Origin of the sequence: Priestia sp. Y58 (assembly GCF_029522095.1) — a bacterium.
Classification (GTDB): Bacteria; Bacillota; Bacilli; order Bacillales; family Bacillaceae_H; genus Priestia; species Priestia megaterium_E.
Genome location: NZ_JAKWFL010000004.1, coordinates 498043 through 511086, shown reverse-complemented (window position 1 = coordinate 511086; position 13044 = coordinate 498043). Strand labels below are relative to the sequence as shown.

The window sequence follows — 13044 nt, the reverse complement described above, 5'->3', positions numbered from 1 at the left end:
TACATGTACCATGTATTAAATAAAGAAGTTGTTTTGATAAAAAGAAGGCTTGAGCCGTATGACGGGAAATCTGTCACGTACGGTTCTTAGGGGGGCGGGCGCTCGTGAGAGTGCCTGCCTACCCGACGTAACTAAACTAGAAAATAAAAAGCCTGGATCTCCTTAGATACAGGCTTTTTCTCAACTCTGTTGTTTAAGTAGAAAAAAGTACTTACTTTAAATTAAAGGTTACTTCCTTATTTAGATATGGAGATGTAAAAGTTACTGTTTGTTCATTTCCCCATTGTGCATCATGAGCTCCTAAAACATTTAAATCGCTCATATCCGTATTTCGTGTCATGACATGAAGAGGTTCTTGATTTATTCGTTTTTTCACCAAAGGGAATTCCGTTTGTTTATAAAAATCATAGTAATGGTTAGTTTCTCCAAGACTCCAATTGGAATAACCAATAATAATTTTTTGGGTATTCTTAGGGGAACTTAGATCATAATAGTCAACTTTATTAGTATAAAAGAACGTGAACCACCCAACGATTGCTATAGGTACAATAAAAAACGGCCCAATTACTCCCCAAAAAACTTTAGACTCTTTTGTTTTGCTAACGGTTATAAGGACTATGTATAAATAGATAAAGTGTAGAACAAATATCAGAAAATATATCGAAACCTTTGAAGAGAAAACGTATAGGCTCTTTAGTGCTAAAAGATAAAAGAATAGATCTATAGAAAGAAGGATGATAGCTAACATTTTTAGTATACTCTTATTATTTTTATACTTCATTGACTACAAACCCTCCTCCTTTTAATTTAGAAATGTTAAATATTGCTGCTATTAATATCAAGTGAGTAGCTACGAGGTATATAATTTTTGACTTTTCCAGGTGAGTTAAATAGATCACTCTTACTGAATATCGTAAATCCAACCTCTTCCACATCCACAAATGTATCGACTTTATCTATATCGACATTTTTAAATTCTATAGGTTTATTCCATTGTCTCGAAGGAATTAAATCCTGCTCTACAATACCTTCTCCGTAGAAAATGAATATACTGAGCCCATTCTTAACTAATTCTTCTGCTAATCCACTAACATGGCTCAATTTTTTTTCAGAATCAACTTTAATAATAGCACCATCTGATGAATGCTCATAAAAAGGAGTTTTATTTTTAATCAATGTTTCTTTTTCATGTCCAGAGAGCATTGAGTCTAAAACAAAAAAAACAGGTAAACCAAACATTTTTCGAACTAAAGAGATGATCAGATCATGATTAATGTCCCTAATCCCTACAGTAATAGATACAAATTTATCTTCTGGAAAGTCAAAACTATCAATTATACTTTGGTCTGAATATTGCACAAAATATTCTTTTTTCAACATTTATCCCCCTTTAGGGTTTAGTCTTTTTGAACTCTTACCATTACGTTATGTAGTAGTTACTTCTGTTAATGTAACAATAAATCCTATGCAAGTGATAGCAATGATTGGGAAAATGTAGAGTTTTTATCTTAGGAGTATTTTCAATGGAGGATGAACAGTTACCAAACAGAATCATTATATGTATCGACATGAAGGCGTTCTATGCTTCAGTTTCTTCTGTCATAAGAGGATTAAACCCGTTGAAAACAAAGCTTGCGGTAGTCGGAGATATCAAACGGTCGGGATCCGTTGTATTAGCTGCCACACCCTTATTAAAGAAAGAAGGGGTCAAAACAGGAAGTCATCTTTTCGACATTCCTAAAAGGAAAGATATCCATGTGGTGAATCCATCCATTGAGAGGTATATCAAGGCTTCGACCTATATTTCGAGCTTGGTGTTACAGTATGTGGCTCCTGAGGATTTTCATGCCTATAGTATTGATGAGTTGTTTATTGATGCAACAGCTTCGTTGCATCTATTCGCTCGTACACCAGAAGAATTAGCCCACAATATTATCGACGAAATTTATCATAAGACACGCCTGACAGCTACGGCAGGCATAGGCCCTAATCTCTTACTGGCGAAGGTAAGCTTAGACCATGAGGCTAAGAATAGCCCAACAGGAGTGGCTTATTGGCGATATGAGGATATTCCCTTTAAATTGTGGGCTATTCATCATCAATCGCACTCGTTATAGCGTTGACTCCTTCATTTCCGTTAAGCTTGTATGTACCAAAACCTATAGCAGGCAAGGTTACCCCGTCATTAAGGGTTATTTCAGGAATTACTTTACTCATTATTATCCACTCCTTTCGATCACGCCCTAAGGTTAGCATATATTATCCAATACTTGAATAAATTTGCATCACTCATTTTTACAAAGGAGTGATGCTTTCAAACATTCAAAAAAGTGATTACGGAGAGACCTCCGTTTTAAACTCGTTAACTTCGCACTTTTCTGTTTCTTTCTTGTTTTTAGTTAACGTAAAGAAAGCTACAAAACCTAAAAGCGCCGTACTAAATAAAATAGCAGCCATCGGAATCGCTGTGGTTTCGTTAATACCCACTAAAGGAGAAACAATGGATCCTAAAGTTAGTGGAAGCATGCCTAACACGGCACTCGCACTTCCTGCTCTATGTCCTTGATTTTTCATTGCCAATGTCACCGAGCCTGTGATCGTCATTCCTATAGAGATCATGTAAATAAAAATGGGAATAACAATCGTAGCCAGCGGCCCTTTAAGCATGGTCATGATAAGAAGTACGCTAGTAGCACTTACAGCCGTAATCACGGCAATGCGAAGCAGGCTTCTTTCATGAAGAATTCCGCTAAAGCGCCCAATAATAAAGCTTCCAGTCACAATGGCCAAGCCGTTAATGCCAAACAAAATGCTAAAAACTTGCGGAGAAACATGGTAGATCCCTTGATAGACAAATGGAGTGCCTGATACATAAGCAAAGCTTCCTCCGTGGACCAGTCCGACAATTAAGGCATACCCAATAAAAGAACGGTCTTGTAATAAACTGCCCATTGTGCGAATGGAATGACCAATTGAACTTGGCGTTCTATTTTCAATTGGCAAAGTTTCTTTTAAACGCATTGAAATTGTTAAAACAATTAAAAGGCCTATTAAACTTAAAAACAAGAAAATAGTATGCCAGCTTGCAAAAGGAAGAAGCAAAATAGCACCTCCGGCCATTGGTGCTATCATTGGTGCAAAGGCATTAATAACCATTAACAGAGCAAAAAACTTCGTAAGCTCTCTTCCACTAAAAACGTCTCTGACAATCGCGCGAGAAAGAACAACTCCTGCCGAAGCGGTAAACCCTTGTAAAAAGCGTGCGATGACTAAAGCTGTAATAGTAGGAGCCAAAGCACAGAGCAATGACGATATCATAAATAAAGAGATGGAAATGAGTAAAGGTCGTTTTCGTCCCTTCGCATCACTGATTGGACCAATCACGATTTGACCAATGGCAAGGCCTAGTAAACATGATGTTAAACTAAGCTGTACAAGTGAAGCTCGCGCATCTAAATGATCAGCAATAGCAGGGAAACTTGGCAAATACATATCGATATTAAGCGGACCTAATATCGCAAGCGTGCTGAGGAGAAACGCCAATCCTAGACGTTTTTTTCCAGTTGGATTATGAAGCATAATAGCAGAGCACCTTCCTTACCTAAATATTGTATTTTTACAGATAACCTTTAGTCTATTGAAAGGCATCTCTTCTGTCTAGGACATTTGTCTAAAGATGTAGGTAAAGTTCCACTCGCAAAAAAAGATCTATGAGTGATGACATGCAGTTGATATTCAAAAAACAACGCTTGAAATATCCTTAAGATACTTCAAGCGTTGTTTGAGCGTTTGTTATATACTATCTAATGCCTGCTGTAAATCTCTCATAATATCTTCCCATGCTTCCAGTCCAACTGATAAGCGAAGGAGTTCATTTGAGATTCCCATTTCTTTTCGAGCTTCTTCCGGCACGACTGCGTGCGTCATCGAGGCAGGATGCTGAATAAGTGTTTCAGCATCTCCAAGGCTCACCGCAATGGAAATGAGCTTAAGCTGATTAACCACTTTTACGGTTTCTTCATAACCGCCTTCCACTTCAAAAGAGAGAAGCCCCCCTCCTTTTTTCATTTGCTTTTGCATGAGAGAATAAGCAGTGCTCTTTTTATCACCCGGATAATAAACGGCTTTCACCTTGGGGTGAAGACTTAATTGTTTTGCGATGTGTTCAGCATTTTCACAGTGACGATCCATCCGAACGGCCAGTGTTTTTAACCCGCGAAGTAACAGCCACGCATCAAACGGGGAAAGAATGCCTCCGATATCTTTTTGCGTCGTTTTGCGCAGTACGGAAATAACCTCTTTGTTCCCTACTACAATTCCTGCAACAACATCTCCGTGTCCACCAATAAATTTTGTTGCGCTATGAATGACTAAGTCGCATCCAAGCTTCAGCGGCTGCTGCAAATAAGGAGTTGAAAAGGTATTGTCTACTACCACAGGAATTCCTTTTTGTTTGGCGATAGAAGCAACTAACTCTAAATCTACTAAAGTCATAGTCGGATTAATCGGTGTTTCAATATAAATACATGCTGTATCTTTTCTGATAGCAGCAAGAATTTCTTCTTCAGTTTCCAAGTTGGAGAAAGAATGATGGATTTGATATTTTTCCTCAAGCATTTCTAAGAGACCAAACGTGCATCCATACACTCCTTTAGAACACAAAATATGATCGCCTGCTTTTGTAAGTCCAATCAATACAGCCGATACTGCAGCCATTCCCGATCCAAATGCCAAAGCTGCTTCTCCTTCTTCAAGCTGTGCCATACGCTCTTCTAAAATGGTGACCGTTGGATTCGATAACCGGGAATATACATAACCATCTTCTGCTCCGCTAAAACGGCTTGCACCTTGTTCTAGAGATGAGAATGTAAATGTAGACGTTTGATAAATAGGCGGAGCTAAGCTATCAAAATGATGTTTTGATTCATACCCTGCGTGAATGGCTTTTGTTTCAAACTGATATTTCTCTTTTTCGTTCATACGGCTTCCCCCTTATGCACACAAGCACTATGTCATTTTTTTAAAAATGTAAGCGTTTTCTTTTATTATATTTCTCTTTTCTTTTTTCGTTCCCTGCCTCCCTGCTTAGATAATTCCATCCTAGAAAAAGAAGCGACATGCACACTGCACCTCGCTTTACGTCATCATTTGTTTAATTAGTGCTGAATTGCGCTTTTTGAATACTTCATTATGAGAAGAAACCATAGCTGTCTTAGCCGCCGAGGGCTGAACAAATTGTTTTGCTTTGTTTACGGCATTAGCAGCGTCTTGAAAAGCACCTGTAATTAAATGGACTTTTCCTTCGTGCATGAGAATATCTCCCGCTGCATACACGCCTTCTACAGACGTTTCGCTTGCTGCGTTACCTGCAATATAGCAGTCATCAATGGTTTTAATATGTAATTCACTGTTTTTTAACAGCTCTGTATCTCTTTCATAACCGTGATTAATAATGACTTCGTCAATCGGTAAATAAGAAATTTCACCGGTTTGATGATTAGTCAGCTCAACTTTTTCAATAAATTCATGCGTCGCATCAGCCACTAATTTTGTAATAGATGTGTTAAGCAGACACCGAGCTGAACTATTTATTAATTGTCTCACTTGTGCTTCATGACCGTTTAGTTCACTGTTTCGATACGTAATATATACTTTTTTAGCAACAGACTCTAGCTCATTTGCCCAATCAATGGCTGAATTGCCTCCCCCGGAAACAATCACCGTTTTATTTTTAAAATGCTGCAAAGATTTAACCGTATAGTTTAAATTTGATATTTCAAATCGTTCTGCCCCTTCAATTTTGAGCTTTTGCGGATTTAAAATACCTCCTCCAACAGCAAGGATAATGGTTTTAGAGTAATGATGTTCACCTGAAGAACCCGTCAGCTGGAAAATACCATCTTTCAAGCGAGAAATGGATTCAATCTTCTCATTTAAAACAACAGTTGGATCAAACGTCAGCCCTTGTTCCACAAGCTGTTCAATAAGCTTCGCACCGGAAATAGGCGTTTGGCCCCCTACATCCCAAATCATTTTTTCAGGATAAACGTGAAGTTTTCCGCCTAGTTTTGGCTGATATTCAATCAGCTTTGTTTTCATTTCCCTTAGGCCGCTATAAAAGGCAGAATAAAGGCCAGCCGGTCCCCCGCCTATAATTGTCACATCAAAAAGTTCATTGTGTATCATGCACGTTCACTCCTCGTAATCAATTGTTATTGATTATCATTCTCATTTAAATATACATCTTCTTCAACGTTTTGACAATAAAAATAACTATTGACATCCGGAAACGTTCGAATTATAGTATGTAAAGTAAACGATACTGATAATCATTATCAAGTATTTGTTGTATTAAATGTAAACGGAGGGTCAGATATGGTTCGCCTATATACAGAGAAATTACATATTAGTTATGGTGAACGTCTAATAGTAAAGAATTTAAGCGTTAACATTCCAGACCAAAAGATTACCACAATTATTGGTTCAAACGGATGCGGCAAATCAACGCTTTTAAAAGCCATTACCCGCATTATTTCTCATCAATCCGGTTCCGTTATTTTAGATGGTGAAAACATTTCAACAGAACATACAAAAGCACTCGCTAAAAAAATGGCTATTCTCCCTCAAACCCCTGAAAGTGCTAAAGGCTTAACGGTGGGAGAACTTGTATCTTATGGGCGATTTCCCTATCAAAAGGGGTTTGGGCGTCTATCAAAAGAAGATTATCAAACGATTGACTGGGCGCTTGAAGTAACCGGAACAAAAGATTATACGTTTCGTCCTGTAGATTCTCTTTCAGGCGGTCAGCGCCAGCGAGTGTGGATTGCAATGGCTTTAGCTCAAGAAACCGATATTATATTCCTCGATGAGCCGACTACCTACTTAGATATGGCTCATCAGTTAGAAGTGCTTGAGCTGCTTCAAAAGCTAAACAAAGAGCAAGAACGTACCGTCGTAATGGTGCTTCACGATTTAAATCAAGCCGCTCGCTTTGCAGATTATATTATCGCTTTAAAAGATGGAGAAATTGTTAAAGCCGGAACGTGTGACGAAGTCATTACGCATGACGTTCTAAAAAAAGTGTTTCATATCGACGCTGAAATCGGACGAGACCCGAGAACCAATAAACCAATGTGCATCACGTATAACTTATTAAGAGGAGATAACTAAATGAAAAAATTACTGCTTCCATTCATGCTCATATTCGTACTACTTATTAGTGCCTGCAGCAGCGGTTCAACTGAAAGCAAAAACGCTTCTAATAAAGGAAACAGCGGATCCGAGACAATCACATATCAATCGGAAGACGGTCCTGTAAAAGTTCCGGCTAACCCGAAACGTGTTGTAGTGTTAGGCTCCTACGCAGGTAACGTCATGTCATTAGGTGTCAATATTGTCGGAGTGGATTCATGGTCTAAAATGAATCCCCGCTTTGAAAAGAAATTAAAAGGCGTTGAAGAAGTATCAGATGAAAATTTAGAAAAAATCATTAAATTAAAGCCTGACCTAATTATTGGCTTATCTACTACAAAAAACGTTGATAAATTGAAAAAAATTGCTCCTACCGTTACGTATACATACGATAAAGTAGATTACCTTACTCAGCATGTAGAAATCGGCAAACTATTAAATAAAGAAAAAGAAGCACAGTCATGGGTAAACGATTTTAAAAAGCGTGCAGCAAAAGCTGGTTCTGACATCAAAGCTAAAATTGGCGAAGATACCACGGTTTCAGTTATTGAGAACTTTGATAAGCAGTTGTATGTGTTTGGCGATAACTGGGGGCGCGGAACGGAAATTCTTTATCAAGAAATGAAATTAAAAATGCCGGAGAAAGTAAAAGACATGGCTTTGAAAGATGGTTACTATGCAATTTCACCAGAAGTTCTTCCTGAATATGCCGGAGATTATTTAATCTTTAGCAAAAACCAAGATGGAGATACATCATTTGAGAAAACAGATACGTACAAAAATATTCCTGCTGTAAAGAACCATCACGTATTTGAAGCAAATGCAAAAGAATTTTATTTTAATGACCCAATCACATTAGATTATCAACTGAATTTCTTTACTCAAAAATTTCTTGGCAAGTAATTCATTCAAGAGGAATTCTTTTTAGAATTCCTCTTGCTTTGTGTTACTACATTTATTCTTACATGAAAAGATGGGTGTTTTATGAAAATAGACAATCAGCGTTTCATTCCTTTTTTATATAAATTAATAGGTATGCTGCTCGTATTCATCGTAATGTTTGGTTCTTCCATGGTTTTTGGCGCTGCTGACATATCGATAAAAGATGTGTGGCTAGCACTTTCATCAAGCAGTGTAAACGAACAGATTTCGATTATCCGAGATATTCGTTTACCTCGTGAAATCGCCGCTGTTTTTGTTGGCGCTGCTTTATCAGTCTCAGGGGCGATTATGCAAGGTATGACAAGAAATCCTCTTGCAGATCCAGGACTTTTAGGCTTAACTTCTGGCGCAAATGCAGCTTTAGCTGTAACCATTGCCTTTATCCCTTCTGTAAATTATTTAGGTATTACGATTGCTTGCTTTATCGGCGCTGCGGTTGGCGCAATTTTGGTGTTTGGAATTGCTGCTCTAAAAAGAGGTGGTTTTTCTCCGCTTCGAATTGTACTAGCCGGGGCTGCCATTTCAGCGTTTCTTTATGCGATTGGAGAAGGCGTCGGTATTTATTTTAAAATTTCAAAAGATGTATCGATGTGGACTGCTGGCGGAATGGTAGGCACTTCTTGGGAACAGCTTCAAATCATTGTTCCTTTTATCCTCGGCGGTATATTCATTGCCCTTTTGCTTTCTCGGCAGCTTACTATTTTAAGCTTAAATGAAGAAGTCGCTGTGGGGTTAGGTCAGCAAACAACAAAGGTCAAAACCATTTTATTTGTTGTCATGGTTCTTCTTGCAGGTGCTTCTGTTGCCCTAGTCGGAAACATGGTGTTTATCGGCTTGATGATTCCTCATATTGTACGAGGAATTGTAGGAACCGACTATCGTTATATTATCCCTATGTCCGCTATCACTGGGGCAGCGTTTATGCTGCTCGCTGATACGTTGGGCCGAACCGTAAGTGCGCCTTATGAAACACCGATAGCAGCAGTTGTATCCATGATTGGTTTACCTTTCTTTTTAGTCATTGTTCGTAAAGGAGGAAAAGCATTCTCATGATCCACCCAGCGCTTATCAGAAAACAACGAATAATTATGATGCTGCTCACTGTTTTGATTCTTGGAACGATTGTGATAGGAGTGGGGCTTGGTGATGCTTCCCTTCCTTATAATAAAGTGTTTCCTACTCTTTTTGGCAAAGGGAATTTTGCGGATGAGTTTGTTCTTTTTTCAATTCGACTTCCGCGAATTATCATTACTCTTTTAGCAGGAATGGCTCTAGCTTTATCAGGCGCTATCTTACAAGGTGTTACGCGCAATGATTTAGCAGAACCTGGAATTATAGGGATTAATTCAGGAGCAGGCGTCGCAATTGCTGTATTCTTTTTATTTTTTCCAATTGAAGCTGGCTCTTTCGTGTATGCTCTTCCGTTAGTAGGGTTCATCGGCGCCTTGTTTACAGCTGGCCTTATCTATCTTTGTGCATATAGTAAAAGCCAAGGGCTGCAGCCTGTAAAGCTTATTTTAACAGGCGTAGGTTTTTTGATGGCTCTTTCTGGAATGATGGTGGTGATGATGTCATCAGCTGATCATGCTAAAGTTGATTTTATTGCTAAATGGATTGCAGGAAACATTTGGGGGACAGACTGGCCTTTTATATGGGCACTTCTACCTTGGCTTCTTGTCTTGATTCCTTTTATATTGTACAAAGCAAATTCATTAAACATTTTTAACTTAAATGAAGCTGCAGCTATTGGAGTCGGCATCGCTATGGAGAAAGAGCGTATCACATTGCTTCTAGCCGCGGTTGCATTAGCGGCAGCCGCAGTTTCAGTTACAGGCGGCGTTGCCTTTATTGGGCTTCTTGCTCCTCATATTGCCAAAGGCTTAGTCGGACCGAGAAACCAGCTTTTTATTCCCGTTGCCATTTTACTTGGCGGCTGGCTCTTGCTGATTGCAGATACAATAGGACATAACATTGCCGATCCCAACGGTATACCGGCAGGAATTATTGCCGCCGTAATCGGTGCTCCTTACTTTGTTTATTTGCTTTTTAAAAAATAATAAACAGACGCGCTTCTTAGAAGAAGCGCGTCTAGTTATTATTTTTTTTGTCTTTCATCTGCAGCGTTCGCTCTAGCCTGTGCTTCTAAATCGTCTTGGTCTGCTAATTCACGAGAAAACTCTTCATCTACTCCATCTGCTTTAGACGCAGGATAATCCGCTACCTTTTTTAATTGTTTTTTCAACTCTTTTTCATTCATTATGAACACTCCTTTATTCTAGACTGTTAATAGTATGCGTTTGTCGTTTCTGCACTATGTGGAGAAAGAAGGAATTTTACCAATAAGACCGAAGGCATACGTAATAAGAAAAAGAAAGGACGTTTTATATGATCATCATTATTACGCTCTCTATTATCATTGTATTTGTTATTTTACTGCTGTGCGTGGTTACCACTTCGAAAGCTTATGATTACAAACATACGGTAGATCCACTTACAAAAAAACAAGACGAAAAAAAGTAGGTGCGCTCGTTTCACACCTACTTTTTATATTACCCTTGCAGTGTTTTTAAATCATGATCGTTCAATTGAAATGCTTGCTTAATTTTGTCTTCCAAGTTTTTTGTTACTCTTCGCTTACCCACTTCAACCAGTGCAATTAAAGAAAAACTGCAGTTCACTGCTTGAGCGAAGTTTCGCTGATTCATATTGTAGTTTTTCCGAATGTTTTTTACCGTTTCTTTATTCATTTACACTCACTCCGCTTAACTCAATATACTTTTTTCTACTCAAGTTCAAGTCACATGTTCATCTAGCTGCCGACAGAGCGTGAGAAATTGCTGCTGTTCTTCTTCTTTATAGCAAGCAAACAGTTTTTCAACCCCTTGCTGCATGTCTTTTTCAGCAGCTTGAATCACTTGTTTCCCTTTGTTTGTAAGCTCGACCATAACTTTACGCCGATCTCTTTTTGAATGGTAGCGCTCCACAAGATTCAGTTCATACAAACGTGTAATCGATGCTGTAATAACACTTGGGCTCGCCTTTATCTCGTCTGCCACTTTGGTGACAGGCATTGTATCTGCACGTTCAACAATCAGTAAAATATGATATTGAAAAGGGGTAATTCCGTAATGCTGTAAAAGGCTTTTTACATTTGTCATTACTTTTTTGTTTAAAGATACTGAAATTCTTTGAATCTCTTCACCAAATGTCAATGAATCCATCCACCTCACTGCCCCCTTTCTCTCCAACATGTTTTATGATGAACTTTAGATTTCTATAGCTCCTTATGAATTTATACTTTTCGGAGCTGGAAGCATACGAATATCTTCCTCTTGAGCTTCTGATTTCTTTTCTTCGACTACTTTATCTTTACGTACATCACGAAGGAAGAAACTTAAAATTAAACCGATAACAGAAATCGCTGTTGCCCAGTAAAAGGCATCGTTAATACCTTGAATCGTACCTTGCTGCGTCATTTTTCCAGATAAAATTGTCAGCGCTTGCTGCTGAGCCTGATCTTGTGATAAATGCAAAGTAGCAGCTACTTTTTGTACAAATAAATGAAAGCTATTCATAAAGAATGGATCAGACGTATTCATGGAACTGCTGATTTCATTTACGTGATACGTTGTACGGTTCGTAAAAATGGTCGTCATTAAACTAATACCAATTGAACCACTTACTTGACGAAGCGTATTAGACATTGACGTTCCGTGACTGCTTAGTCGCTGCGGAAGCTGATTTAAACCCGCTGTCATAATTGGCATCATTAACAGTGACATACCGAACGAACGGATAATATAAATCGCTAAAATATGATTAAATGGTGTATCCATCGTCAGCTTCGTAAATTCAAACGTTGAAATAGATGTAATGAGCATACCAACGATTGCTAGCGGACGAGGTCCCACTTTATCAAACAATGTACCTGAAATCGGCGACATAACCAGCATAACAAGTGCGCCAGGAAGCAACAGCAGTCCTGAATCAAAAGCAGAATATCCGCGGATATTTTGCAAGTAAATTGGAAGCAAGAACATACCTGCGTACATACTGATTGTAATCGCAATACTAATTATATTTGATAGTGAAAAAATATTATATTTAAACACACGCATATCCAATAGCGGCTTTTCAGATTTAATTTGTTGAAGAACAAATATAATTAAAAGAACTGCCCCGCCAATGATTGTAGAAAGAACAACTGAATCCGTCCAGCCGTCATTTCCAGCTTCACTGAATCCGTAAAGCAATAATCCCATACCTGCAAGTGATGTCACAACAGAAGGCATGTGAACTTTTACATCCTTTGGAGGCTGAATGTCTTTTAATTGAAAGAAAGCAATAATTAATACAATGGCACCTAATGGTACCATGCCGTTAAAAAGGATGTGCCAGTCGTAGTTTTGAATAACCCATCCAGATAACGTTGGTCCGATAGCCGGTGCGAACATCATCGCTAAACCAAAAATCCCCATCCCTTTCCCTCGCATGTGGGGAGGGAAAATAAACACAATAATGGTCATAACAAGAGGTGATAAGACACCTCCGCCAATAGCTTGAATTAAACGGCCTGTAAGCATAATCGAAAATGTAGGTGCAATTCCGCAAATCAATGACCCTACTGTAAAACAAAACATTGCAAATAAGAACAAGCGACGCACACCAAATCGTTCAATTAAAAAAGCTGAAAGCGGAATTAACGCCCCGTTCACAAGCATATATCCTGTTAACAACCACTGAGCTGTATTTGCCGTTACGCCAAACTCAGTAATCAAATGCGGGATGGCTACGTTCAGTAACGTTTGGTTTAATATCGCAAGAAACAAACCAAGCATTAACACAATCAATAGCGGAATATGCTTTTTGATGGATCCATCACTTGTGTTTTCTATACTGGCTGTCATCATA

At 38.5% G+C, this 13044-nt stretch carries 14 protein-coding genes and 2 pseudogenes; 6 read left to right on the top strand and 10 right to left on the bottom strand.

Going from position 1 to position 13044, the window contains the following annotated elements; genetic code table 11:
• Window positions 1-211: 211 nt before the first annotated feature.
• Together MMB68_RS15895 and MMB68_RS15890 are read right to left on the bottom strand one after the other, a co-directional pair.
• Window positions 212-781, bottom strand: coding sequence for a hypothetical protein (locus tag MMB68_RS15895; RefSeq protein ID WP_060746756.1), 570 nt, complete (start codon window positions 779-781; stop codon window positions 212-214).
• Between the two features lie 35 nt (window positions 782-816).
• Window positions 817-1380, bottom strand: coding sequence for a hypothetical protein (locus MMB68_RS15890; RefSeq protein ID WP_235568729.1), 564 nt, complete (start codon window positions 1378-1380; stop codon window positions 817-819).
• Between the two features lie 143 nt (window positions 1381-1523).
• On the opposite strand from MMB68_RS15890, the pseudogene MMB68_RS15885 reads away from it, so the two are divergent.
• A pseudogene (locus tag MMB68_RS15885) lies at window positions 1524-2093 on the top strand (Y-family DNA polymerase); the annotation flags it as partial.
• 4 nt (window positions 2094-2097) lie between these two features.
• On the opposite strand, the pseudogene MMB68_RS15880 reads toward MMB68_RS15885, so the two are convergent.
• From MMB68_RS15880 to MMB68_RS15865, 4 genes and pseudogenes are all read right to left on the bottom strand, one after another.
• Window positions 2098-2217 (bottom strand): annotated as a pseudogene (locus tag MMB68_RS15880) (aldo/keto reductase); the annotation flags it as partial.
• A 117-nt stretch (window positions 2218-2334) separates the two neighbouring features.
• Window positions 2335-3579 (bottom strand): Bcr/CflA family efflux MFS transporter, encoded by a 1245-nt coding sequence (locus MMB68_RS15875; RefSeq protein ID WP_043979293.1) that lies wholly within the window; start codon window positions 3577-3579, stop codon window positions 2335-2337.
• A gap of 213 nt (window positions 3580-3792) precedes the next feature.
• Window positions 3793-4980, bottom strand: a complete 1188-nt coding sequence (gene megL / locus MMB68_RS15870) for a methionine gamma-lyase (protein ID WP_102813269.1) — start codon at window positions 4978-4980, stop codon at window positions 3793-3795.
• Between the two features lie 156 nt (window positions 4981-5136).
• Window positions 5137-6186, bottom strand: coding sequence for an NAD(P)/FAD-dependent oxidoreductase (locus MMB68_RS15865; protein WP_277448411.1), 1050 nt, complete (start codon window positions 6184-6186; stop codon window positions 5137-5139).
• 189 nt (window positions 6187-6375) lie between these two features.
• Between MMB68_RS15865 and MMB68_RS15860 the strand changes: the two genes are divergently transcribed.
• The 4 genes from MMB68_RS15860 to MMB68_RS15845 all read left to right on the top strand — a co-directional run bounded on the left by MMB68_RS15860 (window position 6376) and on the right by MMB68_RS15845 (window position 10190).
• On the top strand, window positions 6376-7170 hold the full coding sequence (locus MMB68_RS15860; RefSeq protein ID WP_277448410.1) for an ABC transporter ATP-binding protein: 795 nt from the start codon (window positions 6376-6378) through the stop codon (window positions 7168-7170).
• The gene (locus MMB68_RS15855; RefSeq protein ID WP_269871647.1) at window positions 7171-8094 is read left to right on the top strand and encodes an iron-hydroxamate ABC transporter substrate-binding protein; all 924 of its coding nucleotides are present in this window, start codon (window positions 7171-7173) and stop codon (window positions 8092-8094) included.
• A gap of 81 nt (window positions 8095-8175) precedes the next feature.
• Window positions 8176-9186 carry a FecCD family ABC transporter permease gene (locus tag MMB68_RS15850; RefSeq protein WP_269871648.1) on the top strand — a complete coding sequence of 337 codons (1011 nt, stop codon included), beginning with the start codon at window positions 8176-8178 and terminating at the stop codon, window positions 9184-9186.
• On the top strand, window positions 9183-10190 hold the full coding sequence (locus tag MMB68_RS15845; protein ID WP_277549169.1) for a FecCD family ABC transporter permease: 1008 nt from the start codon (window positions 9183-9185) through the stop codon (window positions 10188-10190). The genes MMB68_RS15850 and MMB68_RS15845 overlap by 4 nt, the downstream gene beginning before the upstream one ends.
• Before the next feature lie 38 nt (window positions 10191-10228).
• Here MMB68_RS15845 and MMB68_RS15840 read toward each other — a convergent pair whose 3' ends face one another.
• Window positions 10229-10390 carry a YfhD family protein gene (locus MMB68_RS15840; protein WP_074894520.1) on the bottom strand — a complete coding sequence of 54 codons (162 nt, stop codon included), beginning with the start codon at window positions 10388-10390 and terminating at the stop codon, window positions 10229-10231.
• Window positions 10391-10518: 128 nt separating this feature from the next.
• On the opposite strand from MMB68_RS15840, the gene ytzI reads away from it, so the two are divergent.
• Window positions 10519-10653, top strand: a complete 135-nt coding sequence (gene ytzI, locus MMB68_RS15835) for a YtzI protein (RefSeq protein WP_082178527.1) — start codon at window positions 10519-10521, stop codon at window positions 10651-10653.
• Between the two features lie 29 nt (window positions 10654-10682).
• Here the strand turns inward: ytzI and MMB68_RS15830 are convergent, their stop codons facing one another.
• The 3 genes from MMB68_RS15830 to MMB68_RS15820 all read right to left on the bottom strand — a co-directional run bounded on the left by MMB68_RS15830 (window position 10683) and on the right by MMB68_RS15820 (window position 13043).
• Window positions 10683-10880 carry a helix-turn-helix domain-containing protein gene (locus MMB68_RS15830; protein ID WP_013082432.1) on the bottom strand — a complete coding sequence of 66 codons (198 nt, stop codon included), beginning with the start codon at window positions 10878-10880 and terminating at the stop codon, window positions 10683-10685.
• A 45-nt stretch (window positions 10881-10925) separates the two neighbouring features.
• On the bottom strand, window positions 10926-11354 hold the full coding sequence (locus MMB68_RS15825) for a MarR family winged helix-turn-helix transcriptional regulator (protein WP_221779537.1): 429 nt from the start codon (window positions 11352-11354) through the stop codon (window positions 10926-10928).
• Between the two features lie 63 nt (window positions 11355-11417).
• Window positions 11418-13043, bottom strand: a complete 1626-nt coding sequence (locus tag MMB68_RS15820) for a DHA2 family efflux MFS transporter permease subunit (protein WP_045291503.1) — start codon at window positions 13041-13043, stop codon at window positions 11418-11420.
• Window position 13044: the final 1 nt, after the last annotated feature.

What these genes read in the sequence shown, in the direction of transcription:
- MMB68_RS15830 (WP_013082432.1), bottom strand. Translation starts at nt 10,880, where the DNA reads ATGAATAAAGAAACGGTAAAAAACATTCGGAAAAACTACAATATGAAT.
- MMB68_RS15890 (WP_235568729.1), bottom strand. Translation starts at nt 1,380, where the DNA reads ATGTTGAAAAAAGAATATTTTGTGCAATATTCAGACCAAAGTATAATT.
- MMB68_RS15825 (WP_221779537.1), bottom strand. Translation starts at nt 11,354, where the DNA reads ATGGATTCATTGACATTTGGTGAAGAGATTCAAAGAATTTCAGTATCT.
- MMB68_RS15865 (WP_277448411.1), bottom strand. Translation starts at nt 6,186, where the DNA reads ATGATACACAATGAACTTTTTGATGTGACAATTATAGGCGGGGGACCG.
- MMB68_RS15895 (WP_060746756.1), bottom strand. Translation starts at nt 781, where the DNA reads ATGAAGTATAAAAATAATAAGAGTATACTAAAAATGTTAGCTATCATC.
- MMB68_RS15875 (WP_043979293.1), bottom strand. Translation starts at nt 3,579, where the DNA reads ATGCTTCATAATCCAACTGGAAAAAAACGTCTAGGATTGGCGTTTCTC.
- MMB68_RS15820 (WP_045291503.1), bottom strand. Translation starts at nt 13,043, where the DNA reads ATGATGACAGCCAGTATAGAAAACACAAGTGATGGATCCATCAAAAAG.
- MMB68_RS15850 (WP_269871648.1), top strand. Translation starts at nt 8,176, where the DNA reads ATGAAAATAGACAATCAGCGTTTCATTCCTTTTTTATATAAATTAATA.
- MMB68_RS15840 (WP_074894520.1), bottom strand. Translation starts at nt 10,390, where the DNA reads ATGAATGAAAAAGAGTTGAAAAAACAATTAAAAAAGGTAGCGGATTAT.
- MMB68_RS15860 (WP_277448410.1), top strand. Translation starts at nt 6,376, where the DNA reads ATGGTTCGCCTATATACAGAGAAATTACATATTAGTTATGGTGAACGT.
- MMB68_RS15845 (WP_277549169.1), top strand. Translation starts at nt 9,183, where the DNA reads ATGATCCACCCAGCGCTTATCAGAAAACAACGAATAATTATGATGCTG.
- megL (WP_102813269.1), bottom strand. Translation starts at nt 4,980, where the DNA reads ATGAACGAAAAAGAGAAATATCAGTTTGAAACAAAAGCCATTCACGCA.
- MMB68_RS15855 (WP_269871647.1), top strand. Translation starts at nt 7,171, where the DNA reads ATGAAAAAATTACTGCTTCCATTCATGCTCATATTCGTACTACTTATT.
- ytzI (WP_082178527.1), top strand. Translation starts at nt 10,519, where the DNA reads ATGATCATCATTATTACGCTCTCTATTATCATTGTATTTGTTATTTTA.